22 protein-coding genes are annotated in these 24,722 nt (G+C 53.1%); 12 read left to right on the top strand and 10 right to left on the bottom strand.

Annotated features, from left to right (window positions below; genetic code table 11):
• Positions 1-294: 294 nt before the first annotated feature.
• Complete coding sequence (locus ABWV79_RS08835) at positions 295-594, bottom strand: hypothetical protein (protein WP_353391441.1); 300 nt, start codon at positions 592-594, stop codon at positions 295-297.
• A gap of 572 nt (positions 595-1,166) precedes the next feature.
• Between ABWV79_RS08835 and ABWV79_RS08840 the strand changes: the two genes are divergently transcribed.
• The 4 genes from ABWV79_RS08840 to ABWV79_RS08855 all read left to right on the top strand — a co-directional run bounded on the left by ABWV79_RS08840 (position 1,167) and on the right by ABWV79_RS08855 (position 5,154).
• Positions 1,167-1,682 carry a DUF805 domain-containing protein gene (locus ABWV79_RS08840; protein ID WP_170356931.1) on the top strand — a complete coding sequence of 172 codons (516 nt, stop codon included), beginning with the start codon at positions 1,167-1,169 and terminating at the stop codon, positions 1,680-1,682.
• Between the two features lie 73 nt (positions 1,683-1,755).
• Positions 1,756-2,526: a hypothetical protein gene (locus ABWV79_RS08845; RefSeq protein ID WP_353391442.1), complete on the top strand. Its 771-nt coding sequence runs from the start codon at positions 1,756-1,758 to the stop codon at positions 2,524-2,526.
• The gene (locus tag ABWV79_RS08850; protein WP_353391444.1) at positions 2,510-3,046 is read left to right on the top strand and encodes a hypothetical protein; all 537 of its coding nucleotides are present in this window, start codon (positions 2,510-2,512) and stop codon (positions 3,044-3,046) included. The genes ABWV79_RS08845 and ABWV79_RS08850 overlap by 17 nt, the downstream gene beginning before the upstream one ends.
• A 395-nt stretch (positions 3,047-3,441) precedes the next feature.
• Positions 3,442-5,154, top strand: coding sequence for an adenylate/guanylate cyclase domain-containing protein (locus ABWV79_RS08855; RefSeq protein WP_353391445.1), 1,713 nt, complete (start codon positions 3,442-3,444; stop codon positions 5,152-5,154).
• A gap of 335 nt (positions 5,155-5,489) precedes the next feature.
• Here the strand turns inward: ABWV79_RS08855 and ABWV79_RS08860 are convergent, their stop codons facing one another.
• Positions 5,490-6,392: a LysR family transcriptional regulator gene (locus ABWV79_RS08860; protein WP_353391717.1), complete on the bottom strand. Its 903-nt coding sequence runs from the start codon at positions 6,390-6,392 to the stop codon at positions 5,490-5,492.
• Positions 6,393-6,586: 194 nt separating this feature from the next.
• Here ABWV79_RS08860 and cuyA point away from each other — a divergent pair, with 194 nt between their 5' ends.
• From cuyA to ABWV79_RS08885, 5 genes are all read left to right on the top strand, one after another.
• On the top strand, positions 6,587-7,600 hold the full coding sequence (gene cuyA, locus ABWV79_RS08865; RefSeq protein ID WP_502949857.1) for a D-cysteate sulfo-lyase: 1,014 nt from the start codon (positions 6,587-6,589) through the stop codon (positions 7,598-7,600).
• A gap of 32 nt (positions 7,601-7,632) precedes the next feature.
• Positions 7,633-8,592 carry an ABC transporter substrate-binding protein gene (locus tag ABWV79_RS08870; RefSeq protein ID WP_353391446.1) on the top strand — a complete coding sequence of 320 codons (960 nt, stop codon included), beginning with the start codon at positions 7,633-7,635 and terminating at the stop codon, positions 8,590-8,592.
• 69 nt (positions 8,593-8,661) lie between these two features.
• A complete protein-coding gene (locus ABWV79_RS08875) occupies positions 8,662-9,717 on the top strand; it encodes a quaternary amine ABC transporter ATP-binding protein (RefSeq protein ID WP_353391719.1) in 1,056 nt (351 codons plus the stop codon).
• On the top strand, positions 9,714-11,258 hold the full coding sequence (locus ABWV79_RS08880; RefSeq protein ID WP_170356588.1) for an ABC transporter permease subunit: 1,545 nt from the start codon (positions 9,714-9,716) through the stop codon (positions 11,256-11,258). The genes ABWV79_RS08875 and ABWV79_RS08880 overlap by 4 nt, the downstream gene beginning before the upstream one ends.
• Positions 11,255-11,977, top strand: coding sequence for an alpha/beta fold hydrolase (locus ABWV79_RS08885; RefSeq protein ID WP_170356589.1), 723 nt, complete (start codon positions 11,255-11,257; stop codon positions 11,975-11,977). Before ABWV79_RS08880 ends, ABWV79_RS08885 begins: the two co-directional genes overlap by 4 nt.
• 194 nt (positions 11,978-12,171) lie before the next feature.
• On the opposite strand, the gene ABWV79_RS08890 is transcribed toward ABWV79_RS08885, so the two are convergent.
• The 4 genes from ABWV79_RS08890 to ABWV79_RS08905 all read right to left on the bottom strand — a co-directional run bounded on the left by ABWV79_RS08890 (position 12,172) and on the right by ABWV79_RS08905 (position 16,850).
• Positions 12,172-13,140 (bottom strand): SMP-30/gluconolactonase/LRE family protein, encoded by a 969-nt coding sequence (locus tag ABWV79_RS08890; protein ID WP_170356590.1) that lies wholly within the window; start codon positions 13,138-13,140, stop codon positions 12,172-12,174.
• Positions 13,141-13,203: 63 nt separating this feature from the next.
• Positions 13,204-14,163: a glutaminase gene (locus ABWV79_RS08895; RefSeq protein ID WP_353391449.1), complete on the bottom strand. Its 960-nt coding sequence runs from the start codon at positions 14,161-14,163 to the stop codon at positions 13,204-13,206.
• Complete coding sequence (locus tag ABWV79_RS08900) at positions 14,138-15,580, bottom strand: alanine/glycine:cation symporter family protein (RefSeq protein ID WP_353391450.1); 1,443 nt, start codon at positions 15,578-15,580, stop codon at positions 14,138-14,140. The genes ABWV79_RS08895 and ABWV79_RS08900 overlap by 26 nt, the downstream gene beginning before the upstream one ends.
• Before the next feature lie 391 nt (positions 15,581-15,971).
• Positions 15,972-16,850: a hypothetical protein gene (locus ABWV79_RS08905; RefSeq protein WP_353391452.1), complete on the bottom strand. Its 879-nt coding sequence runs from the start codon at positions 16,848-16,850 to the stop codon at positions 15,972-15,974.
• Between the two features lie 305 nt (positions 16,851-17,155).
• Between ABWV79_RS08905 and ABWV79_RS08910 the strand changes: the two genes are divergently transcribed.
• Complete coding sequence (locus ABWV79_RS08910; RefSeq protein WP_353391453.1) at positions 17,156-18,133, top strand: serine hydrolase domain-containing protein; 978 nt, start codon at positions 17,156-17,158, stop codon at positions 18,131-18,133.
• A 540-nt stretch (positions 18,134-18,673) separates the two neighbouring features.
• Here ABWV79_RS08910 and ABWV79_RS08915 read toward each other — a convergent pair.
• The 4 genes from ABWV79_RS08915 to ABWV79_RS08930 are packed head-to-tail and all read right to left on the bottom strand — an operon-like array spanning position 18,674 to position 22,400.
• Entirely contained in the window at positions 18,674-19,672 is a 999-nt protein-coding gene (locus ABWV79_RS08915) for a hypothetical protein (protein WP_353391454.1), read from the bottom strand.
• A gap of 26 nt (positions 19,673-19,698) precedes the next feature.
• Positions 19,699-20,679, bottom strand: a complete 981-nt coding sequence (locus ABWV79_RS08920) for a CobW family GTP-binding protein (RefSeq protein ID WP_170754787.1) — start codon at positions 20,677-20,679, stop codon at positions 19,699-19,701.
• Positions 20,680-20,683: 4 nt separating this feature from the next.
• Positions 20,684-22,156 (bottom strand): guanitoxin biosynthesis MBL fold metallo-hydrolase GntH, encoded by a 1,473-nt coding sequence (gene gntH, locus ABWV79_RS08925; RefSeq protein WP_353391455.1) that lies wholly within the window; start codon positions 22,154-22,156, stop codon positions 20,684-20,686.
• Positions 22,157-22,166: 10 nt separating this feature from the next.
• On the bottom strand, positions 22,167-22,400 hold the full coding sequence (locus ABWV79_RS08930; RefSeq protein WP_353391456.1) for a hypothetical protein: 234 nt from the start codon (positions 22,398-22,400) through the stop codon (positions 22,167-22,169).
• Between the two features lie 237 nt (positions 22,401-22,637).
• Between ABWV79_RS08930 and ABWV79_RS08935 the strand changes: the two genes are divergently transcribed.
• Together ABWV79_RS08935 and ABWV79_RS08940 are read left to right on the top strand one after the other, a co-directional pair.
• On the top strand, positions 22,638-23,834 hold the full coding sequence (locus ABWV79_RS08935; RefSeq protein ID WP_353391457.1) for a hypothetical protein: 1,197 nt from the start codon (positions 22,638-22,640) through the stop codon (positions 23,832-23,834).
• A gap of 469 nt (positions 23,835-24,303) precedes the next feature.
• Positions 24,304-24,582 carry a hypothetical protein gene (locus ABWV79_RS08940; protein WP_353391458.1) on the top strand — a complete coding sequence of 93 codons (279 nt, stop codon included), beginning with the start codon at positions 24,304-24,306 and terminating at the stop codon, positions 24,580-24,582.
• The last annotated feature ends 140 nt before the right edge of the window (positions 24,583-24,722 follow it).

A 24,722-nucleotide genomic window follows, 5' to 3' on the forward strand; every position in this document is an offset into this window, starting at 1 on the left:
CATACCAGAAAGCGGTTCGATGGGCGACAGTCCGCATCATACACCGTTACGCCGCTGACAGAGTGCTGTAATGCTATGTCCCAGGTTTGTGCAATGCTGTATTTTGGAACCGAAACAATGGCCACAAAAGTGCAAATAATCGCAAGTACAACCGAGTTGGCCACAGGCATTTTCTACAACCTTTGCATGATTCAGAATGTTAAAACCCAATCCTATTACGAGGTTTGAATGTCTGAGCTTGCCGATATTCGAGTTTGATCACGACTGGTGCTTTCGAGATACACAGCGAACAGGTTACAATGCGCCTTCGTCACCCAGGAACTCGATACCAGCTGTCGTGCCATCACTGTAAGCAATGCAGTTCCAAGGAGCGCGATCCTCGCCAACGCCGACTGTGACCTGTGTTCCCGCCTCGCTAAACGCGGAAGAGAGCACCACGACTTGTGAATTGTTTGTTGTGCTGGCTACATCTCGCAAACACGCTTGCTGAGCCGGCGTGAGTTCGGCGGACGCGCTTGATGTACCCGTATCGTCGCAGGCCGCAAGCAGTGCGAAACAAGTTGCGCCCGCAATCATCACCATCTTGTTGGTCATTTTCTTCTCCCTCTGGTTCCCTAAAAATTTTGTGAAATTGGATCTACTTGTTTGAAGCTCTCGCGTCTGGGCAGCCAAATAAAACATACCTCGATCGTGTGACTGCCTTTCCTAAAACTTGCCGCGGGGGGCTTGGTCGGTGGAACGACATTTCGTTCACTACTAGGGTCGCCAATAACGCGTGATGGTCGAATGATGTCGATGGCAAGAGCTAGAGCTAGCTTTGGAGAGAGGGCGAGTACGTTAAGTCTGGGCATCGCGTCCTCCCAAGGCTCAATCAGTGTAAAGTGCCTTCCGACCGCCAGCACTCACTCTAGCAGTCGGAAGGGCCCGAGACATCGGGCAACAACGACAACAACGGAGGTAAAATGAAAGTTGTGTCAAATTCACATGTTTGAATCTAATTTTTAATAAATCAACATTTTTTCCGCGCGTAAACTTCTTTACGCTCTCGTACGATAGGCGTCTGTCCTCAAACAAAAAGGTTAGTGGGCGCATCAATAAGCGCGCGTGAGTTCTTCTGAGCGGCGAAACGTTTTTCGGCGTACAGAAAGTCAACAAAGGAGTGAAAAATGGGATTTGGTGAAGCCGTTAAAACGTGTTTCTCGAAATACTTCCAGTTCTCCGGTCGGGCTATTCGCTCAGAATACTGGTGGTTCTTCTTGTTTGTGGTTCTCGTGAGTGCTGGTTTAGCTGTGCTGGATACGATCATATTCGGGACCAACCCTGAAACGGGGCAGGGATCTCGGGTTCTGTCCTCTGTTTTCCAACTGGCCGTTCTCATACCCATGCTGGCCGTCGGTTGGCGGAGGCTGCATGATACAGGACGACCTGGCTGGTATTTGCTGCTGCCGATGGCGCTCAGCATTACAACGCTTTTTGTTATGCTGGGTGGGGTGGCGTTCTTCTCGGTGTTGGAGCAAGGGACAGAAAACCCCGATGCATTGCGAGGACCTGCGGCCGTCCTGGGCGTGACCGGTATTGTTGTTGTCTCAATTCTTCAATTGGTTCTGTCCATTCTGATGATCTGGTGGTTGACGCGCCCTTCGGAAGAAGGCGCAAACGAATACGGCGAACTTGTTTCCTGACCTGGTTGCCGGGGCAATTGGCTGGAATCTTTGCTGAATGACTGCACGAAACGTAACACCATGGAGAGAAAAAATGAGGTTCAAAGCGATCGCCATTGGAGCGTTGATGATGGCAATGGCGACCTCAGCATCGGCGGAGTGGTCGTACAACACTGGGCCTAATCCCAATGCATTTATTCAAACCGGAAACATGACGATGGAACTTCAGTGTAACCGTATCCGCTTTGCTCCGGCCGGATACGAGGACAGCCAGGACATTGTGCAGAAGCAAGGGCTTTCCATTCGTTTTTTGAAGAACGGCACCACCGAAGTTGGGGGATTTCAGGTTGGCGCAGAAAACGCTGCCTTGCAGATCGTCGACAACTATCCAGTCGAGATCAGTTTCAATAATCGGCAGGATTATGATTTTGTGCTGGACCAGCTTGCAGCAAATGCATCGGTTAATCTGTCCATGATTGATCAAGATATCAGCTATGGAATCTTTGACTTGAAAGGTTCCAGCGCGGCAATTCGATCCCTTCGTTCTGCGTGCAGCTCGGATGATAGCCAAGAGGCCTCCTACGAAGCACCTGAAGGTATCGTCTATTGTGGTGGCGGGGCGATAAAACGCGTGATCGAACCCGTGATTTTGGACAACCCTGAGGGAGACTGGGACGCGCGAGTAACAGTCAACGGTGATTCAATCAGAGCAATGACGGCCTACAGTTACTTCGGAAACTCTGAGCCGCCGGCCGGATTTGTCGTAGCCCTACTTGGGGAAGACAGGTCCGAGTTTCTGATTTTTAGCGAAGGCTCGGTAAACTGGCTGGAATACGGGGACTACAGATATGATCAGTGCAATTGATGCTGCCTTCCAAACACCTTCCCAAGTAGTGCGTCAATTGAAAGGTCTAGTTTCCAGGTTTGTGCTGGTCTCTGGTCTAGTATGGAACTCACCAGCTGTCGCGGCTGATTTATCGCAACTTCCGCCCGGTTTGCAGGTGACGGTTGATCTGGCGGCACAGGCCTGCGCGGAGTTCAACAACGGTCAGTTTGACTTAGACTGGGGTGCGGTTGAGAGGGTCGATCTCGACGGAGATCTACGACGCGACTGGGTTCTGAATGAGTCTGGTTTCTCGTGTTCAAGCGCCGCATCTCTTTATTGCGGAACTGGCGGATGCATGTCGCATTTTTGGGTTGGTGAAGAGGTGCATTCCTTGCTCAATCAAGGTTGGGCGGTCGTTGATTTTGGGCGCCAACGCGTTGTGGTGGCAGATATTCATGGATCCAATTGCGACGGAATAAACCCAACGCCTTGCGTTACGGCCAGTGTTTGGGACGCGGAAGCTAAAACGTGGCGCTCGTCTGCTGGATATTGGGAGTAAACTGGAATTGGGCACCGTATTAAAGCCTGAGAGCCTGTTTGTTCGATGGGTTCTCTGTAGCATGTAAACTTAAGGGAAAATCGTGCATAGCTATTCGCAAACACCGCACAGAGTTATGGGCAGGATTTTAAGATTTTCTTCAATGAAATCAATGATGGGAATGCAGCGCTTTCAGCGCACCTAAATCCGGTCCCGGAAATTACAAAGTCCTGTTACGAATGTCCGCTTTGGGCTGACTGCGGTCCTTTGGAGAAAAAATGCGGATTACAGCAATGTCCCGCAAAACGGTTGCTCATGCCGAGTGTAGCGAATGTCTGCTTCGAGCCCGAAGGTGACCTTGTTGGGCTGACAGAACATGAGTGTCACGTTAAGTTCCCAGAAACGGGAGGCAACTAATGGACAGACGGCTAACCACTGTGCTTGCAGCTGATATTGTCGGCTACTCAGCACTGATGGATCGTGACCGTGAAGGTACGATTAGTGCGCTCAGATCATTCCGTGAAGAAACGCTCCAATTGCTGCTAAAGGCCCATGGAGGGACAATGATCAAAAGCTTGGGCGATGGTTGGATCGCCGAGTTTAAGTCCACGTCAGACGCTGCAGATTGCGCCATTGCAATACAGTTGGCGCAGAAACCAGACAGTATCAAGCTTCGAATTGGCGTCCATACCGGCGAGGTTGTCACCGAAGGTGATGATATTTTTGGTGATGGAATAAATGTCGCTGCTCGTCTCGAAGCTATGGCCGAGCCGGATCAGGTTTTGATATCGGACACGTCTCACAACAGCCTTGACCGAGGCGACGCTTCCAAATTCGAAGGCGGCGAGCAGACAGAACTCAAAAATATCACACGTCGTATCGGTGTCTGGTGTTGGCCCAAGGGCACTTCAGCCAATCTGTCACAAATGACAGATGTCAGACCTGGGATTGCAGTGCTTCCATTCGACAATATGTCTGGGGATCCCGAACAGGAGTTCTTTGCAGACGGCATCACCGAAGACATCATCACAGAGTTGTCTCGTTTCCGATGGCTGATGGTTGTGGCCCGAAATTCGTCCTTCACCTTCAAAGGTAAAAGCACGGATATCCGCGAAGTCGGTCGCATACTGGGAGTGCGCTATGTTCTCGAGGGTTCAGTCAGACGAGCAGGTCAACGCGTCCGCATTACAGGACAGTTGATTGATGCGGAAGACGGCAGTCATCTCTGGGCAGATCGCTTCGACGGCGTGCTTGATGATATTTTCGACCTTCAAGACAAAGTCACATTAGAGGTTGTAACGGCGATAGAGCCATCTCTAAGGCACGCCGAAACCAACCGTGCGCGAGCGAAACCTACGGATAATTTGGAAGCTTATGAACTTTACCTTCGAGCGCAGTCGCATTTCCATCTTTTAACGGATAAAGACAACCGAGAGGCCATACGATTGACGACCCTCGCATTGGGTCGTGACCCAGACTATGCGTCCGCATCAGGGTTGTTGGCTTGGTTACATATTCAACGAATGGTTCAAGGGCTTGAGCCTATTGGCGAAGGCCCGAAAGAGGCCGTAAAGGCAGCCGAGCGGGTACTGTTGAGCGATCGTGCAGACGGGATCGCGCTGGCGTATGCTGCGCATTCGATCTCAATGCTGGCGCGGGACTTGCCACGCGCGCGGGTTGCTTTCAAACAAGCTCTCGAGCAAAACCCAAACGCAGCAACAGTTCACATGCTGGCATCCATCAACCTTTTTCTTCTTGATCGGCCGGAGGAGGCACTAAGTCACGCGATTCAGTCTGTCGACCTGAGCCCGCACGATCCGTTGCGCCATGCTGCTTACATTGCTCAGGCAAGCGCACTCTTTCATCTTGGGCGCTACGAGGAATCGGTTAAGGCTTGCCGAGATGCCTTATCTGTGCGTTCAAGCTTCGTAATGACTCATCTCATGCTGATTGCCGCTCTGGGACACCTCACTGATGATGATGCGGCTCGCGAGGCGGTTGCGAATCTTCAGGCGTTGCGCCCAGGGCTGACCGTAACCTCAGCGCAGACTCAGTTACCAATATTTACTGTTCCATCTTGTGCAAACAATTGGCGTGAAGGTTGGTTAAAAGCAGGGTTACCTCAATAGGTAACTGGTAAAGTTGATAAACATAGATTCACGCCACTCCACGCGAAGCTAGCGAAACCTCAGAAATGTAAAACCAAGAAAACTGAATACCCGAAGCAAAGGCTTTTTACCCCTTGCCACGTTCAAAAACCTTACTGTTCCGCGTACCAGACATTCACTGACTTCTACCGAACGTCTGCACCGAGCCCAAAGCGATCATTGAAAATTTACGAAATCCGGACGACTGTGGGATAGGATACCGCGAGAAGCGCGGCAATTTCACACAGCTTTCAGAGGTCAATGTTTGGTGCCGACAGATGGCTATGGTCTTTGGCGCTGATTGGCGTTTTATCGGCTCAAGACTTTGAAAACGGCCTGTTTGTCCATAAATCAAGTAACGTTTCCGCTATCTTGGTCTGGTGATGGGCATAGACCACCACGTCGAGCTTTTCCTGGCCCAGTTGGTTGCGTAGGGAGATCAGCTCGCCGCTTTCAATTTCCTTGTGCACCATACTGAACGGCAGCCAACCAACACCGAGACCATTCAGGATCATTTCCTTTGCTCCACTTGAAAAGGCCGTCTGGCAAACGGGGTTTTTGCTTAAATCGGCGGTTCCGAACGGGAGTTTGCTCTTGTTCAATGCTTCGCCGAAATAGCTGTTTTCGGGATAGACGATCGCTGGCGTATCCAAAGGCACGTCGCCGTTTCCGCGCACTGCATACCGCAATCCGCCACCGATGACCGGAATAAGGTAGTCGTGACCCCAAGTGCCGCGACGTATGCCTGCTCCGAACGGCATTGGGGCGACGGTTTGCGCCTCGTAGCATAGCAGCATGTTGGTATCGCCGCGCAGGAACAGAGTGACGCAATCGTTCAGATTGGCAGTCCTGAGGCGAAAACGGAGCCCCTTGAACGTGGCACGTGCACGCAATGCCATATCAGGGAAGGTGGAGACGACCGATGCGTGTGTCGCGGCGATCGTCACAATCGAAACGGTGGGGTCATGTTGCGCAATTTTTGTGCGCAGGTCATTTAGCCTTGCGATCAAAGAGCGGATTTCGGCCTCGTTAGAGGCCAGTGCTGGACTGATCTCGACCCGGTTCGATTTGCGATCGAGAACTTCAATCCCCAGCCACTCCTCAAAACTGCGAATACGCCTTGAGAACGCTGGTTGTGTGATGTTTCTGCGGGCCGCGGCCCGTGTCATGTTCCGCTCTTCCAGAAGGGCCAGAACATCGTCAAACCACAGCATATTCATCCGCAACTCCCGAGTACCCAAAGAAAATGTATGAGCAGCCTGCGCAATATGCACTGTTTTTCTTCTTTTTCTTTTGAAAGTGTTTGGCTGTTGGCAAACGCAGGGAGAGTGTGGTGGCGGAGACAATTCAGATGACCGGCGGTGACAAGATGATCGCGCCGGAGATGGTTTTGAGCTTGTGCAAGGAGCTATCGCTGACACTGGCGAAATTTCCCCGGGTATCGCTTGGTCATCTTCCTACGCCTTTGGAGCCGATGGATCGCCTGAGTGAGGTTTTGGGTGGTCCACGTTTATGGGTCAAAAGGGATGATTGCACCGGCCTCTCGTCGGGTGGGAACAAGACTCGTAAGCTGGAATTTCTGATGGCTGACGCTGTCCAGAAAGGTGCAGATACCATCATCACGCAGGGGGCGACGCAATCCAATCACGCGCGCCAGACAGCAGCGGCGGCCGCAAAACTTGGCCTTGCGTGCCATATCCTGCTTGAGGATCGCACGGGTTCTAATGATCCGAACTATATTCTGAATGGAAATGTCCTGTTGGATCGTTTGCATGGCGCCAGTGTCTCCAAGCGTCCCGGTGGTGCGGACATGAACGCAGAGATGGAAGCCTGCGCCGCGCAGATGAAGACAGAAGGCAAAAACCCTTACATCATTCCCGGCGGTGGATCGAACCCGATCGGGGCTTTGGGCTACGTGAATTGCGCGCGCGAGTTAAACGAACAGGCCGCCCATGCCGGGTTGAAAATTGACGCGTTGGTACATGCGACCGGCAGCTCGGGCACACAAGCCGGATTGGTCGCCGGTCTTGCCGCACTGGAAAGTGACATTCACCTTTTGGGCATCGGCGTGCGTGCCCCACAAGACAAACAGGAAGGCATGGTCCATGATCTGGCCGTACGTACTGTCGAGTATATGGAGACGGGTACGCCCATTGCGCGCGAAAATGTACGCGCAAATTGCGACTACGTCGGTGCAGGATATGGTCTTCCCACCAAAGGGATGATTGACGCGCTTAAGCTGTTGGCCCGCACCGAAGGACTTTTGTTCGACCCGGTCTATTCAGGTAAAGGATTGGATGGGCTCATCGACCAAACCCGCAAAGGCTGTTTCGATGGTATGGACAATGTCGTTTTTCTGCATACCGGCGGAAGCGCAGCCCTGTTTGGCTATCCCGAAACTTTCGAACTTCCTGGCTACGTGGCCTGAAAATAAACAACAAACCAACGAGGAGATATCAAATGAAACTAAAAAAATACTTGATCAGCGCGGCTTTGGTTTCAGCTCTCGGCGCACCACTTGCCGCTGAAGAGGTTAAGATCGGTGTTCCTACTTGGACCGGAGCACAGGCCATTGCCCATGTCTTGGGTGAGATCGTGACCACCCGCATTGGAGGCACGGTGGAATATGTGCCCGGCAACAATGCCACGATCTTTCAAGCGATGGATCAGGGTAAGGGCGATATCGACGTTCACCCCGATGTATGGCTGCCAAATCAGGAAGCGTTTACCAAGCAATATGTTGATGGTGCTGGCACAGTGACGTTGTCATCGAACCCATATCAGGGCAATCAGGGGTTCTGCGTCTCCAAAGACTTTGCAGCAGAGATGAACATCACCGACATCGCGGATCTTGGACGCCCCGATGTGGCGGCTGCGATGGACAGCGATGGCAATGGTAAGGGTGAGATGTGGATCGGTGCGCCCGGCTGGGCCTCGGCCAATGTCAACGAGGTGAAGGTGCGCGACTATGGCCTGTTGGATTTCATCGATCCGATCCGCGCCGAGGAAGCTGTGAAGACCGCGCGCATCAAGGACAGTATTGCCAAAAAAGAAGGATATGCCTTCTACTGCTATGAGCCGCATGCTGTTTGGTACATGTTTGACGTAGTGATGCTGACCGAACCGACTTATGACCCTGAAAAATACGTGATGGTGCAACCCTCCGACGACCCTGACTGGTACAACAAGTCGATGGTAGCCAGTAAGGACGCTCTGAAGGAAGTTCAGATCGCCTGGTCCAACTCGCTTGCGGATCGCTCGCCGGCGATTGCGGAATTCTTCGCCAACTTCGCGCTGACCGCCGATGACGTTAGCTCGCTGGCCTTCGAGATCAGTGCCAATGGGCGCGATGCTGAAGAAGTTGCGGCCGAATGGGTTAACGCCAATTCCGAGCGCGTAGATGCGATGCTGGGTCTCTGAGCCAGGCCAAAAAACAACGGGCGGCACTTGGCGGTGCCGCCCCACTTGAAGGCACGTACGGGTGGGCGGATGAGCGACGAGACTGTAATCGAAATTTCCAACATCTGGAAAATCTTCGGGGCAAAACCCGAGGCCGCTCTTGAAGCCATTCGTGCGCGGGGGCTGACCAAGGCTGAAGTCCTTGCTGAATTCAACGCGGTGGTGGGTGTGGCCGATGTCAGCCTCGACGTCAAACGCGGTGAGATCTTCTGTATCATGGGCCTATCAGGGAGCGGCAAATCCACGCTCGTGCGCCATTTCAATCGCCTGCTCGAACCAACGGCCGGCAAGATCGAGATCGAAGGCACGGACGTCATGGCACTCGGCACAAAGGAACTTCAGGCTTTCCGCAACCGGAAAATCGGGATGGTCTTCCAGAATTTTGCGCTGATGCCCCACCGTTCAGTCCTTGATAACGTAGCAATGCCCCTGGAAATCCGCCAAGTCGCCAAGAACGAGCGCATGCGGCAGGCGGCCGCCATTCTCGACATTGTCGAATTGGGGGCTTGGGGGTCGAAATTCGCTCACGAACTCTCTGGCGGCATGCAGCAACGTGTGGGGCTTGCCCGTGCGCTCGCGGCCAACCCTGATGTTCTACTGATGGATGAGCCCTTCTCCGCACTTGATCCCCTGATCCGGCGGCAGTTGCAGGATGAGTTCATCCGGCTGTCCAAAATCCTCAAAAAGACCACGATCTTCATCACTCACGATCTGGATGAGGCCGTCCGTATAGGAGATCGGATTGCCATCATGCGTGACGGCAAGATGGTGCAGATTGGCTCGGCGGAGGACATTGTCATGCATCCCGCTGATGACTACGTTGCTGATTTCGTGGCCGGGATATCGCGCCTGAAGGTAGTGCATGCTCATGCGGCGATGCAGTCCTTGGACAGCTACCTCGCTAAGCACGGCCCACTGCCGGCTGACATCGACAGGGTCGACCACAATGAGACACTTTCCGCTTTAATTACACGAGCCATCGACGACGAGCGGCCGGTTCTGGTGTCCGAAGGCGGCGAGGACAGAGGTGTCATCACTCGCGCAGATCTGTTGCGCACCGTGATTGAAGGGACGGAAATGTCATGAGCGAAGATCTTGGTGTGAACCCCCTTGAAGACACAGAAAGCGAAGCCGCGCAGGCCTATGCCGAGGAACGCCGAGAGAATATCCGCACCTTTGTGCGCACCAGCCCCGACTACTACATCCGCAACTTCGACAAGATCGGGGCGTCCGCACGCTTTACGGCAACCTTCAACGCGATGGCCGGGCTTTTTGGTCCGATCTGGTTCGGCGCCCGCGGCCTTTGGTCATGGGCATTGGCCTTTCTTGTCGTCGAAGCGATCGGCTTTGTGCAGATCGCGCGGGGCTTGTTCGGAGATCTGGGAGCAGACGCGATGGCCCGTGTGACCTCGATCGAAGGTACGCTCGATTTGCGCTACCAGCAACTCGCGGCCGCGCAAGAGAGCGGCTCGGATCGAGCCGCAGCCATCCAGCGCCAGATCGAAGGTCTAGAGGCCAATATTGAAGGGTTCCGCGCTGAGGCAGATTTGCTCGCTGCGCAAGGCCCATCGATTGCATTCACCGGTGTCGTCATCTTGCTTGTAGCAAAGCTCATACAGGCTGTGGCCGCCAATTGGGCGCTGGAGGCCCGCTTTTCTGACTGGCTCTCAGATCGCACCATTCGCTCCGGCATGCCGGTCAGCCAGATTGTTTTCAGCGCGGGTTTCATGATCCTGTTGGTCGCGACTGCAATGGTCCACTACAGTTTCCCGGGCCGTTTTTCATTTCTTAGCGAATTCCCGACAGATAACTCAATCCGCCTGGCCAGTATTGACAGCGTAGAGGGTTTTATCGCCTGGTGCGTCGCCAACAGTGTGGCGTTCTTTGACGGGCTCACCGCAGCCATTCGCTGGTTGCTGGATGCCATGGAGGTTGCGTTAGTTCAGACCCCTTGGATCGTGGTGGCCGCGCTGATCATTCTTTTGACCTGGCTTACCGCTGGCTTGCGCATGGCTATATGGTCTGGCGCCTTTCTGGCCTACATGGGTCTCCTCGGTTTCTGGGAAAAAGCTATGACCACTTTGGCGCTTCTCGGCACTGCGGCGCTGCTTTCCATCGTGATTGGCATTCCTCTGGGCATGTTTTCTGCGCGTCGTCCGCGCTTCTACGCTGTCATCCAACCGATCATGGATTTCATGCAGACCATGCCTGCCTTTGTCTTCATGGTGCCTGTGATTGCCTTTTTCGGGGTCGGCAAGCCAGCGGCAGTTATTGTCACTATGATCTTCGGCGGGACACCCGTGGTACGCCTTACCGTTTTGGGCCTGCGTGGTGTTCCTGAAAGCGTGCGTGAAGCCGCGATCAGTTTTGGCGCCAACAAGTGGTACCTTCTCACCAAAGTTGATCTGCCGCTTGCCAGCCCGTCCATTCGCGCAGGCATCAACCAGACAATCATGCTGTCACTTGCCATGGTCGTGGTGGCCTCGCTTATTGGCGCGAAAGGGCTGGGCGAAGACGTTCTGGAGGCGCTGCAATACGCCAATGTAGGCCAGGGTATCCTCGCGGGCTTTGCCATTCTCTTCTGCGCGATGATCCTTGACCGGATCGTTCAAGGTCAACGAAAGTGACCCCCCTTGTCCTTGTCCATGGTTTCATGGGAGGCAGCGCACAATGGGATGGATGTCGCGATACACTGCAGCAGCATGCTGATGTGATTGCCGTCGACCTGCCCGGGTTCGGAGCAAATGCCCATCTGCCACCAATTGACAGTATTGGCGGATATGCGGATTGGGTCGCCCGGCACCTCCGCGGCCTTGGAGTAGAGGAATACCATCTGCTGGGTCATTCCATGGGCGGTATGATCGCTCAGGAAATTGCCTTGCGCGACGGTGAAAGGATTAACCGACTTGTGCTTTACGCGACTGGCGCGGTCGGTGTTTTGCCGGGGCGGTTCGAGACTATTGAGCACAGTAAAAGGCGCGCTGGGAAAGACGGCCCGGCGGCCACCGCACGTAGGATCGCAGCGACTTGGTTTCTGGATTGTGAAGCTGCAACAGGATATGAACACTGCGCTGGGATCGCTGCTAAAGCCAAACTGGCCGCCATAAATGCTGGGCTTGAAGCCATGCAATCCTGGTCAGGAGAGCAGAACCTTAGCCGGATCCGGCAGGAAACTCTTGTGCTCTGGGGCGATCAAGATCGGACATATCCGTGGAGCCAAATTCAAATGCTTTGGGAAACAATTCCCAATACGTTGTTGGCAGTTGTGCCAGGTTGCGCTCACGCTCTACATGCCGAGAGACCTGATTTTTTCACACGTTTAATCTCCGACTTTTTGGACCGCTGAGCAATACCAACAACTTGGACTTTTGCAGGGCGGCAGCCAAGATCAGCTTTGTCCGCACACCGGTCGTTCACTGAATTTTTCTGAGCGACCGCACTGAGCCCAAAGTTGTCGCTTAAAAAGCGAGCCAGGAGATTTGAGAGCCCATTAGGTAAACCGCTATTCCTAATCGTGCAGAAGCACTTCTGAGAGTAGTGTCATCCTCCCGTCATGCCAGCTACGTTGACATAAAGGGCGTACACAGAATGGCTTGCTGCCATAAAAAGCCGGCTGTTGGCACGGCCTCCAAAGCAGAGATTGGCACATCGTTCAGGCAAAGCGATGCGACCTATGGGAGTTCCATCAGGGGCAAAGACCATCACTCCGTCCAGTTCGGCATCACCCATGCCCCAACCGCACCAGAGATTACCGTCCACATCCACGCGGAACCCGTCAGGCGTGCCAGAACCTGCATCGATTAGCACACGCTTGTTCTGGATCGAGGCACCATCCGTGTTCACGTCATAAGCCAGTATCTTTCGAGACGGTTCACCACGCGATTCAACAATGTAAAGCACGGTCTCATCGGGGCTGAAGGCCAAGCCGTTTGGCCCTAGAATGTCATCGGCTACGACTTTCAGTTTTCCGGTGTCGGGGTCCACTCGGTATACGTTCTGGCCTAACTCTGGTTCGGCGCGATGACCCTCATAGTTGCCCGAGATGCCAAACGGTGGATCGGTGAACCAGACACTGCCGTCGGATTTGACGATCACATCGTTGGGCGAGTTGAGTCGCTTTCCGTCAAAGCTCTCGGCCAGCACAGTGATTGAGCCATCATATTCTGTACGCGTAACCCGTCGTCCACCGTGCTCGCACGTTATCAGACGACCTTGCCTGTCCCGGGTCTGACCATTGGCGAAATTCGACGGCTGGCGAAACGCCGATGACTGTCCGGTAACCTCGTCCCAGCGCATGATCCGGTTATTCGGAATATCACTCCATAGCAGATAGCGCCCGTCACCGAACCACACTGGCCCTTCACACCAGCGACAACCAGTTGCCAATCGTTCGACGCCGGCCAACGGCAGCTTGTATTTATCAAACCGAGGATCGAGTGTCACAACGGAGGGATCTGGATACCGTTGGGATGGTTGCCAGCTATTTTCGAAGTCATTTTTGTCCGTCATAGATCGTCCTCAGTCTGGCGCCTGCTCAAGCTATGTGACTGGTCTTGAATTGAACAGGGCAGGCTATGCACTCGGTCCAAAGATCGACCAGCCTGTCGCACGAACTAACTCCTGAAATGCGATAGTCGCCAAATGGGAGTTGCCTTTTTGATCTAGCCCGGGGCTCCAGGCGACTACAGATGCGATACCAGGTACAATGCACAGGATTCCGCCACCAACACCGCTTTTCGCTGGAAGGCCAACACGGAAGGCGAACTCACCCGAGGCATCATAAGAACCACACATCATCATCAGTGCGGTTACTCTTCTGGCTCGCTGTGCCGACAATACTGTGGCACCGGTGGCCGGATTTTGACCCGCTGCGGCGAGAAAGCGGCCCGCCAATGCTAGCTGTTCACATGACATTGCGATGCTACATTGGCGAAAGTACAGAGACAAAACATCCTCTACCGGCGCGTTTAGATTTCCTTCCGCCTGCATAAAATGCGCAAGAGCGCGGTTTCTGGACCCAGTTCGCATCTCAGACTCTGCAACTGACGCATCGACCTCGATCGAGTTGTCTTCCGAAAGCTCTTGGCACAATGCCAAAAGGTCGTTGACTGCTTCATCAGAAGAACGGTCTTCGAGCAGAACATCTGCCACTATGATCGCGCCCGGGTTGATAAACGGGTTCCTTGGGATTCCGCGTTCGTGTTCAAGCTGAACGATTGAATTGAATGGATCGCCGGAAGGTTCCCGACCGACTCTTTGCCACAAAGTGGCACCAACCTGTTGAAGCGCCAATGTGAGCGAGAACACTTTTGAAATGCTCTGACTCGAGAATAGCGTGCTCGCGTCTCCAGCGGAAATTAACGGGCCGTTGATTGGTGCAATGGCAATACCGAATTGGTTCAGATCAACTGTGGCGAGTTCTGGAATGTATTGCGCTACTTTCCCCCTTTCGGACATGCCGGCAATGCGATCTGCGATATCGTCCAAGACTTCCTGAAGCCGTTCGCTATCGGTGGTTTTGAGTATCGGCATGGATCTCCTCCGTCCAGACAGTGTGATCTACGCCCTTACTAAACTCGGGAAATTTGCTTGCGACAAAGCGAGGTTCAAGGTTCTGTCGGCGTTGCGAAAAATAGTCCACCGTTAATTTGTATACGGTGCCAGACAGGAGCACTATTGCCACCAAATTGATGGTTGCCATTATTCCCATGGCGGCATCCGCGAAATTGAACACTGTGGCAACAGCTTGCACAGCGCCCCAAACAACCATTGCAAGGCAGCCCAAACGCAAGATGTAAATCGGCAGCTTCCCTTCCAATTTTAAGAAAGTCATCGCGTTTTCGGCATATGAGTAGTTGCCAAGTATGGATGTGAAGCCAAAAAAGACGATAGCAATCGCGATAAAGTGGCGACCGATTTCGCCGAGATGGACCGCCGCCGCGTCTTGAGTCAGTCGCATACCCGTAGGACCATCAATTTCGATTGCGCCCGACAAAAGAATTAGCAATGCAGTTGCCGTCGCGACCAAAATTGTATCCACAAAACACCCGAATGCCTGAACGAAACCTTGGCTGGAAGGGTGGTGGGGCTCAGGTGTGGCAACCGCTGCAATGTTCGGTGCTGAGCCCATGCCCGCTTCGTTGGAGAAAAGTCCCCGTTTTATGCCGTTAAGGGCAGCAGCCATGACGCCGCCTGTCACGCCTCCGGCAGCTTCTTGAAGGCCAAATGCCCCTGCAACAATCGACCACAACATAGCGGGTACTTCGGAAATGTTCAGGACTACCACAACACAGGCAAGCAAGAGGTAGAGACCTGCCATGAGCGGCACGACAATCTCAGCGAACTTTGCGATGGTCCTTATTCCACCGAATATGACCACGGCTGCGGCTGCGGCCAGCGCTATGCCAACGATCAATTTGTTCAACCCGAACGCGCCTTCGAAAGCTTCGGCGATCGAGTTGGATTGGACGGCGACAAAAACCAAACCAAAGCTAACAATCAGGCAGATCGAAAAAATGACTCCGGCCCAAGGAGCATTCAAGGCGTTGGCCATGTAGAACGCTGGGCCTCCTCTGAACCTGCCGTTGGACGATGTGACTTTATAGAGTTGGGCCAAAGTACTTTCAGAATAAGCCGTGGCCATTCCAACCAATGCTACGATCCACATCCAAAAGATGGCGCCCGGACCTCCTAAGGTCAGGGCCACAGCTACGCCAGCCAGGTTTCCAGTGCCGACGCGTGAAGCCAAGCTTACCGTCAGCGCTTGAAACGGAGTAATACCTCTTTTGTCCGTGCTCTTCGAAGACGTGAGTACGCGCACCATTTCCCCAAAATGAAGAAACTGAAGTGCGCCAAGACGAATTGTAAAAAAGATACCGGTTCCAAGAAGTCCGTAAATTAATGCGTAGTTCCAAAGAACCGTGTTTATGCCATTAACCAATACTTCCATAGCACGCCTCTTAATAATTCAAACACTTCCCGGAAGACAAAAACAGTCTGCCTAGTTTTTCATCATGCACAAAGATGCGAAAATTGTCAGGAATAAGCTGCGCGGTATCAATAAAAGGTTGACGTGGATAGCACTGAAATTGAGGCACAGGCATATAGCTACGTATCCATTTGGCAATTCGCTCAGCAGTAGTTCACGCCAAGTGCTGCGAACGACAGCGTCGAACCCAAAGAGGCAAATGCTGCGCTTTATGCGACTGTCCCATTTGATTGGATTCTTCGGAAAGCGGCAAAGCGTTCGTACAATCCCAGTGCAGCCGACGGCTGCTACTAGCACAAAGCAGAAATGCTTTAAGGGCAGCGTGCTCTTAAGTTGTCCCGCGCTTTTTCAACTATTTGCAGATAGGCAATTCTAGTGGCCGTTGTTTAGGCAAGGAAGCTCTCCAACTATTTATGATCGGTTGGAGGCTACTTTTGGGCCAGAACTTTGGTGCGCCTATTGCTTGCAAGCAAGCTGCGTTCCAATAAACTCCTGCCCGCGATAGTGATTTCCCCTTTTTCACAGCCTTAGCGACAGCATTGATATCCTTGGATTCCGGGTAGATATACAGGGTCGTCGGATTCCCTTCCACAAGCGCCAATATCTCTTTTGAGGCCGACTGTGACCAGGTTGTGCAGCCATTGCTACGGCCGCCAGTGTAGTTCACAAGTTTTCCGTAGGGGACATAGCCGTCGTTGTCTGCATGATTGCTTCGAGGACTTTTGAACCTACATTGCCACTTAAGGAAAACAGCGGGATGGCCTCCAATGGCGCGCTCGCGAGCATTGCTCGTTTCTCCTTCCCCATCAAACAAAAGAAAGGTGCGGTAGAACGGCTGCGTTTTGCCGGAATGACTGTAATAACCTTTAAAGGACGTGCGGGTTTCAGCCGTCACATAGGCACCTCCGGCGGTAAGTTTAGATCCTTCTGCATTGCTGAAGTTCTTCGCGCATTGCCGACCATTCGAAAAATTGGCGCCCCTTAGTTTTCGGCCATTTCCATAGCCGGACGAAACCGCTCGGAAAGAATTTTGTGACTCGCAGATGACGTAAAACCGCTTCGCGGGATTGCCGTTTCTTGCAGTGCTGGGGCGGGTTGCATCCTTGGCAAAGTAGCAGGGGTTCCTTACTTCGCCTCGTCGTACTTTCTCTATGTAAAGCGCTCGCGCCCTGTTCAAAACGATCGGCGCGATTTGGCCGTCACCCGTACCCACGTGTTTTTGTAACCACACTGGGACATCTTGCGATATCGCCTCGACGCGCTCTGGGAGGACGCCTGCCGAGATGGCAATTGTAGTGGCAGTGAGTGCGAGACGGAGTGAATTCGGTAGCAACTGGAGATCTCCTGCTAGAATGTCCTCCTGGCCAGTCTAACACAGTTCTTATACTTCACGACGCCAGCCAGGTGTACCAACGAAGCTTCGTGTTGCCACAAATCCCACACTACGTTTTTTTGGGGGGCTAACACTTTGCGCAATTAGGCTGCCATGTTGCGTAGAATTCTGGACATTCAGAGTTTTGCTTCCAAATAAATGCTATGACCACACGTCGAAAGTTCCTGTTCTTAACCGTAACCGCAATGGCTGCTCCATACATAGCGCGGGGACAAACGGTAGCGCTTAATAATGTGATAAGCGGTCTGCCGCAGTTGCATTCACTTCAAATTCAACGCGGAGATGAAGTCATTTTCGCTAAGACTCAACAGGGTGCAGGCCTAGACAGGCCAGCTAACATAAAGTCCTGTTCGAAAAGCATTGTGGCTCTGTTGCTTGGGACGGCGATCGATCGGCAGGAAATCCCATCTGTAGACGCCACCCTGCGGGAGGTCGCTCCGCAGCTCTTGCCTGCCAATGCTACACCCGGCACCGAAAGCATAACCATGGAGGACCTAGTGACGCTGCGAGCCGGTCTCGAAAGAACCTCTGGCAGTAACTACGGGGAATGGATCAGCTCTCCTAACTGGGTCGCGGATGTATTGACACGGCCGATGGTTGCTGAGCCAGGACAACAGATGCTCTATTCCACTGGATCAACTCATGTTCTTGGTGCAGCGTTGACCGAGGCTGCCGGCCAAAGTCTTTTGACGCTCACGCGTGAGAGGCTGGGAATACCTCTTGGTATTGAGATACCTGCTTGGACGAGAGATCCACAGGGTTACTACCTAGGAGGCAATGAGATGGCAATTACTCCAAAGTCGATGTTGAAGATCGCGGTGTTGCTTCGGGACCGCGGGGCCTTTGCTGAAAGGCAAATTATTCCTGAAAGCTGGGTCTTGGAATCGACCAAGCCATATGGCCGCTCGGCTTTCTCTGGGTTAGACTATGGGTATGGTTGGTTTCTGACCCCTTCGGGTTATGCTTTGGCGCGTGGGTACGGAGGGCAAATATTAGCTGCTCATACTGACCGAAACCTAGCCGTAGCAATCACATCTGATCCTACTCGTCCTGCTCGTTCCGGAGGATACTTTGGAGAATTGGTAAGATTATTGGACGGTCCAATCTTGAACGCCACCTAATTAGAACTTTCTGTGGAAGTCGCCGAGTACGTTACAAGGGTCAATATCCGCAACCGGGGCGTAGCGCATTAATGTTGTCGATTTTCCTTGATTGAGCCCCATCCAGTTGAGGAAATCGACGTGGAATTTAATGGCCACGTCGACAACACGGTCATACCCAGATTGGATGGAGCTCGCCGGATTTCCTCCTCCAAGTTCGGCGAGCAATTGAAAAAACCTTTCCAGAAACAACTATAACTGAATGGCTCTCGCAGCCAACATTAACCAAGGCTGTACGATCACAGTTAAAAGTCAGCTTTGTCCGCAGAACGGTCATTCGTCGCAACTCTGTTCAATGTCTGCTTCGCGGGACTTTGCAGACATCCGCAGTATTGCTTCAAAGGACCGCAGTCAGCCCAAAGCGGACCTTCAAAACCGAGTTTGCAATGTCCGAGAGGCGAACAAGTTCGTTCATCCGCATTTAGCGCTGCAATACCTGCAACCGGCCCGGCCGGGCATTTTCGGCTAAAAGTCCATTCGAACAAACCTAAAAGCAGTTTGTTAATTGGGTTTTGAAACAAATGCGCTGGTTTCTGGGTTTAGATCATCATTCGGATCCGTGAAAACGCCAGCTGGAAAGGAAACCGAGATGGATCGATCCTTTGTATCAAGGCAGAGCATGTGGTTATTGTCCCCGTCACCCAGATCGGCAAGCGCCGCGGGAGTTACTATGCGTTGAGATCCATCCTCGGCCTCTACGATGATCCTGTACAGATCACGTTCCGCATCGCCAGGTTCCTTGCCGTTCGCCAGCGTGACGCCACCCGCCCAAGTTACCCGAATGGCCTGTACGATGTTGTCACTTGGACAAAGGCTTCCTCTGGTTCGGCGTGGTCCCAAATTTCCGACGAAGGTCCAATCTTCAACAACCTCGGCAAAGATCATTGACGGCCCGTCTTCCAGCGGAGTCACGGCTACAGTGGCACCTCGAAAATCAAGTGTTCCATCGATGGAATGAAGGTGTCCAATAACCTCGACTTGAACAGGTGGATCCTCGGAAGCGCTCCCAAAATCCCCGATGAGAAGCACCGTGCGCAATTCACCGGGATCGGTGGCAGGCAATACTGATGCGCAATGCATTGTTCCGATCTGGCCTGATTTTGTTACGACTCTGAAGTCACCAGCTTGCAAAGTTTCCAGATCTACCTCGGCAGAAAAAACAACAGGCATCCCGTCTTTGCCCCTGGAACCTCTGCAAATGAGATTTGCTACTCGAGGCAACGCCTCGAGCCCGTGGAACGCAGAAAGCAACTCGGCATCTCGTCCTCCAGCTGAACTCGGCAATCCGAGGTTTGGGGTTGTGTCTTCAAGTTCTCGACTTGAAACGTCCTGCGCGCGCACAGCCGTTCCCGACAGGGCAATCGCAGTGGCAAGTGCAAGCAATCTGATCGCTTGGCTCCATTTCCTAAACTGCTTAAGCAATAGGGTATTTCTCCACTTTTTGGTCCTCAGCGCTGTGGGCTTTCGAGCTGTTACGTGTTGGAATTCAACAAAAAACACGCGAACAAGTTTTGTCGAACTTGCCGCTATGCGCTTGCTAACAACGCATCGGAAAGCTCGTAATCCGAAAGAGCTCCGGGTGCGCCTATTGCAACAAGCCTTGTTTCGGGTTTTCGGTGGCCCCATGCGCCATCCCTTGCGATGTCCATGCGTTTTCCCACTACCTGTACAAGAATGCGATGATCTGGATCCTCCTCGCTAAAAACAAAGCCCTTGAGGCGATAAACGTCGCCGGGAAGCTTTCGAATTGCACTCCGAAGAGAAGACAAGCTTATCGGGCTTTCAGCTTTCATCATAGTTGTTGAGAAGCTGTCCGAGTGATCAGAGTGGTGGCAACCACAATCCGGTCCATGCTCGTGATGATCGGGTACTTCTGTTTCTAGCTGTTCGGCGGCAAAACGACCAACGGAAAGAAGTATATCCAGTGGAACGTCTGCGTTGACGGCTTCGACCAGACGATACCGACGGAAGCGAGACCCGAGCCAATCGTGCACCCTTTGAACAGCCGCCCTGTCGACGAGGTCGACCTTGTTCAAAATAACCATGTCCGAGAACGCGATTTGACGGAGCTTCAGTTCCATTTGTTCTGGCGCAGAAAAGAGCTGTTCCGCATCGACCAGGCACATGAGGCTGTCTAAGCGGATCATATCCCGAAACTTTTGATCGGTGAATGTCATTGCAATTGATGACGGGTCCGACACTCCGCTTGCTTCAAGGACGATGTATTCCGGTTTCTCAGGCCGGGCGAGAACAGCCTCTACCGTTTCGATCAGGTCATCTCGGATCGAGCAGCACACGCAGCCATTTGCCAAACTCATCACATCATCTTCGAGACCGACGACCAAGTCGGCGTCTACGTTTATTGATCCAAAGTCATTCACCAGAACCGCAACCCGCAACCCGTGATTGCCTGTCAGGATGCGGTTCAAAAGTGTTGTCTTACCGGCTCCGAGAAAGCCGGTAAGGATCGTTACAGGAATTGCGGATGACGACCCAAATTCGATCATGTCGTTACTCCGCCTTCTTCTTGCGGTTCGGGATCACGTCATCGACCTTGATTACGAAATCGCTGGGCCACTCGGGATCGGGGGCCCGGAATACGTCAGCTGGATAGTATTCTTTAGGATCGATCTCCATATCGCGGTATTTCTGGTCTTGCTGTTCGGCACGTGACGACCGTGGTGCTGGCGGCTTGATTTCATCCGGCAATGTGATCTTGCCTTCTGCTTCCATTTTGCCCAATTCGCGGAATGGGGCGACCGAGCCGGATTTTCCAGGAAGCGTCGCCTTGCGATACCAGATTGCATCTTTGGTGACATTGACGACGGCGACGTCCAACCCCCAGGCGAACAGCCCATCATAATGGGCTCGGATTCCCGCCAGCATTTCGGCATCGATATCCTCGTCTTGCGTATAGTGGGTCACCATTGCAAGCCGTGGGCGCGCCTCAGCCATCATCTTACCGACCGCATAGTGCGATGTATGATGCGTATCGATTGTATAGTTGAACAGCTCTTGCGGCAGACCGTACTTGTAGGTCATCAACTGGCCGATATCCTGTCCGGACATTTCGGTCACAAACACATCGACGCCTTTTCCGTATTCAAGACTCAGTTCATCGGGGCGGCCGTCGCCGGTCCAAACAAAGCTCAGTCCGTTCCAATCCAGCCGATACCCGACTGCACCGTCTTTGGCGTGGCTACGAGGCCAGGACCGAACAGTCACGCCATCTTGGTCATAAACAATACCGCCTTCTTGGCGGAAATCGAATTCGTTAACTTCGATCTCGTAGCCGTCCCCAATCGGGAACACATCGAAGGCCTCGAGATGCCATTTGAGCATCTGCTGCATGCCTTTCACCATTCCGGCAGTACCAAGCTCGGGTGTCCGACCAGAAGGGCCGTGAATGCGCAGCGGCGTGTATCCACCAGACCAAGCCCGGAACGGGTAGATGTAAGGGATGTCTGCATAGTGGTCGACATGCAGGTGTGTGATGAAGATGTCGTTGATCAACTGCCCCGGAACCTGCATCCCGATAATGTTGCGGACGCAGCCCGAGCCGAAGTCGAAGAAGAAACGCTTTCCGTTACCCAGTTCGACCATGATACAGGTGCCAGCCTGATCTTCGCGGGGCGGAAATGGGGTGGAACCACAGAACGATATCCGCATTTCGTCGGGCCCGAGGTCCTCGGATAGCGGGAAATAATTCGCGTTCGAGCCCGTCATGTATTTGGTAGGACGGAAATACTCTGGCAGAGTGATGCCCCCGGCAGGCCGACCGCCGTAAGGGTTCTTTAGACTTTCGCCTAATGGCCCATCACCGGGGTGCGCCTGTGCAGCTCCTGAACCGTAACTAACGGCACCGGTTGCGACCGCACCTGCTGCCAGTCCCTGCATAACGTGTCGCCGGGAAGGGTTTTCAATTTCGTCAGATTTCTGGATCTGTTCGTTCTTAAGTTCTTTGCCGGTGTCTTCTTTTGTCATGGCTGTGCCCTTAGTTGGAAATGCTACGAAGGTTGCGCTTCACCATCCGGCGAAGCTCGTTCACGAGTTCGGATCTGATGTGGGCCCATTCCGCGCGCTCTGAGGCTGTGATCGATGTGTCATCCAACAGCGCAGTAACTTTCTTTAGGTCTTCGATTGCCTCACTAGTTAACGCATCCGTTTCGGTACGCCCTGAAAGCGCATAGGAAAGATCTGGAAGCTCATCACTCAGTTCCCAAGTCACTGGATAATCCCCGGTTCTCACTATCTATTCTCACATCAAGATGAGTGCGGTTGACGATATACGCCAAGTGAGTCACCGTGAGTTGGGGGTGAGTTTGCTTTGAACCAAGCTAATGAATTGCCGATAGATCAAGATGTTGCACCACCATCGCCGGAGCTTGTCCGACAGGCACTTCAGGGCGTTGTTTCCAGCGTCGCGTTCTAGGCTTCGCCTCGACTTCAGCAGTTCCTTTCTTACGTGGTCGAAGAAACTCTCGCCGGTCGCGGTGCTCAGATTCGTGGCAAAGCAATCGCGGTTGAAGTCTACGGTCGGAGTATTGATGGCACTGGTGGTCGAAACCTTGTCCGCGTCGAAGCCAGACGGCTGCGACGACTGCTAAATGAGTTTTATGAAGATCAATGGGACGGTCAGGGAGTTCGAATTTTTGTTGATTCCGGCGGATACAAGCCGCGGTTTTCGCAAGGAAGTACGACAAGAAGCGACAACTCAAATGCTCAGGACAGCGAATTGCTTGGTGGGCATCGACGTCTACAGCAAGTGCTCCCACTTGGGCTGGGTTGCCTGGCGTTGATTGTGGTGACAGGCTTTTGGTTCACTCGGGATAACAAGGTGGTCTTGCCCACAGCTCAATCCATCGAACAGGCTGAGCGAACTGCTCTTGGCGAGCAGTCTTTGACAAGGCTTCAAGCGGCTAATCTTGCGGATCAGGCCCGAGGAATGTTTTTTCCTGTTTTCGACGTCAAGCGCCAGCAAATAGCACTGGGAATGTTTCAGCATGCCGCGGAGCTCGACCCCGCACTCTCGGACGGTTATGCCGGATCGGCACAGGTCCTGGCGACTTTGGCCATGCTGTCCCCTGATGAGGCACAAAGAGATGCCCTCTTTAGCCAAGCTTCCGTGATGTCGGAAAGAGCGCTTGATCTATCTCCCACTGACGCATGGGCAAACGGTGCAAATGGTTGGGTGTTGGCCACCCAAAACAATCCAGTCGAGGCTATGAAATACGCAAGACTGTCGGTCGAGCTTGCGCCGAATGATGGTCATATTCTGGATCTTGTCGGCATCACCGCCATCATGGCGGGTGCCCCAGAACTTGCGGCTGAGGTTAGCGATCCAGAAAGATCAAGGTCAGGATCGGGCCGCTTTGGCGCACGAAACATCTGGGGTGTATCGCAACTGATGCTCGGGAAATACGAAAAGGTAGTAGACGCCTTTAAAGGAGCGCCCGCAGCCGGTGCGCCTGTGAGTGCTCCTTCTCTCCTGTTCCAAGCCGTTGCGCAGGATCAGTTGGGACATACCGAAGAAGCTCAGCGACTTATCACCGAAATGCGCAAAACGTGGCCGGAGTTTCCATCTGAGTTTCTTGCCGGCAGGATTTTCCAGAATGATGACGCAACGCGGCAAGCGATAGTGGATACTCTGATCAGATACTGATGAAACGCGTCGCATGGTTGTCGACGCAAAGTCTGCTTTCTGCGCATTGCTGTCATTGGGGCAACGCGCAGCACCGGCCAAAGTGGGCTCTCAACAGACTTTGGCCGTAGCTGCAATGAATGGCGGCTACCGGTATTGGGTCAGAAATGCTTGACGTTTGGGTCGGAATTGAATGACGTGATTTCCCCATTTATTGGGTTTTTGTGCGTCGATTGAGTCAGAAATTAGTGACGTTCCATAGTCTTTGTGAAGCGACACATATTTCTGCCACCAGCGACAGAACCTTACCATTTTCGCCTCACTTCCTTCATCCAGCACCTTACCCCTGATGGCTAGAGGCGTTTGGCTCGTCCAAATCCCGCTGGCCCAAAAACAAGTTCGGCGGAGCAGGCTGCGCCGTTACTTTTTCCGCCACAACACGTTGTTTTTCTAAAGTATCGTAGGCAATGTCCAAAACGGGGGCGGTCGGATGACAAAAAGTGACGCCAACCTCATGGACCCTACGAAAAGACTCAATGATGCACCCAAGTGCACAGCAACGGCACAGTCCACCGGCAAGCGGTGCAAAGCTCCGGCGGTTCGAGGCTGGCGTGTTTGCCGAATTCTTGGTGCAGGCGGCGGGCATGCATCAGGACCTGACCATCTGTCCTGGCGACATGGACAAAGGTCCAGAGAAGCTGAGGAACTGCGCAAGACCATCAATGAATTTATCCGAACAGACAAGACGCTGCAGAAGCTGATCCATTGATTGGGCAAGGGCTGGTAACCGACACAAAGTAGTCATTCGACAGAACTAGTCGGATGTCTGCACCGAGCCCACTTTGACCGATGCTGCGCGATGCCCCAATCGCAGCAGTGCGCAGAAAGCTGACTTTGCAATGTCTTGGG

This window comes from Ruegeria sp. HU-ET01832 (assembly GCF_040371315.1).
Classification (GTDB): Bacteria; Pseudomonadota; Alphaproteobacteria; order Rhodobacterales; family Rhodobacteraceae; genus Ruegeria; species Ruegeria lacuscaerulensis_A.

Coding starts and splice junctions, on each gene's coding strand:
- ABWV79_RS08835 (WP_353391441.1), bottom strand. CDS start 594: ATGACCAACAAGATGGTGATGATTGCGGGCGCAACTTGTTTCGCACTG.
- ABWV79_RS08840 (WP_170356931.1), top strand. CDS start 1,167: ATGGGATTTGGTGAAGCCGTTAAAACGTGTTTCTCGAAATACTTCCAG.
- ABWV79_RS08845 (WP_353391442.1), top strand. CDS start 1,756: ATGAGGTTCAAAGCGATCGCCATTGGAGCGTTGATGATGGCAATGGCG.
- ABWV79_RS08850 (WP_353391444.1), top strand. CDS start 2,510: ATGATCAGTGCAATTGATGCTGCCTTCCAAACACCTTCCCAAGTAGTG.
- ABWV79_RS08855 (WP_353391445.1), top strand. CDS start 3,442: ATGGACAGACGGCTAACCACTGTGCTTGCAGCTGATATTGTCGGCTAC.
- ABWV79_RS08860 (WP_353391717.1), bottom strand. CDS start 6,392: ATGAATATGCTGTGGTTTGACGATGTTCTGGCCCTTCTGGAAGAGCGG.
- ABWV79_RS08870 (WP_353391446.1), top strand. CDS start 7,633: ATGAAACTAAAAAAATACTTGATCAGCGCGGCTTTGGTTTCAGCTCTC.
- ABWV79_RS08875 (WP_353391719.1), top strand. CDS start 8,662: ATGAGCGACGAGACTGTAATCGAAATTTCCAACATCTGGAAAATCTTC.
- ABWV79_RS08880 (WP_170356588.1), top strand. CDS start 9,714: ATGAGCGAAGATCTTGGTGTGAACCCCCTTGAAGACACAGAAAGCGAA.
- ABWV79_RS08890 (WP_170356590.1), bottom strand. CDS start 13,140: ATGACGGACAAAAATGACTTCGAAAATAGCTGGCAACCATCCCAACGG.
- ABWV79_RS08895 (WP_353391449.1), bottom strand. CDS start 14,163: ATGCCGATACTCAAAACCACCGATAGCGAACGGCTTCAGGAAGTCTTG.
- ABWV79_RS08900 (WP_353391450.1), bottom strand. CDS start 15,580: ATGGAAGTATTGGTTAATGGCATAAACACGGTTCTTTGGAACTACGCA.
- ABWV79_RS08910 (WP_353391453.1), top strand. CDS start 17,156: ATGACCACACGTCGAAAGTTCCTGTTCTTAACCGTAACCGCAATGGCT.
- ABWV79_RS08920 (WP_170754787.1), bottom strand. CDS start 20,679: ATGATCGAATTTGGGTCGTCATCCGCAATTCCTGTAACGATCCTTACC.
- gntH (WP_353391455.1), bottom strand. CDS start 22,156: ATGACAAAAGAAGACACCGGCAAAGAACTTAAGAACGAACAGATCCAG.
- ABWV79_RS08940 (WP_353391458.1), top strand. CDS start 24,304: ATGACAAAAAGTGACGCCAACCTCATGGACCCTACGAAAAGACTCAAT.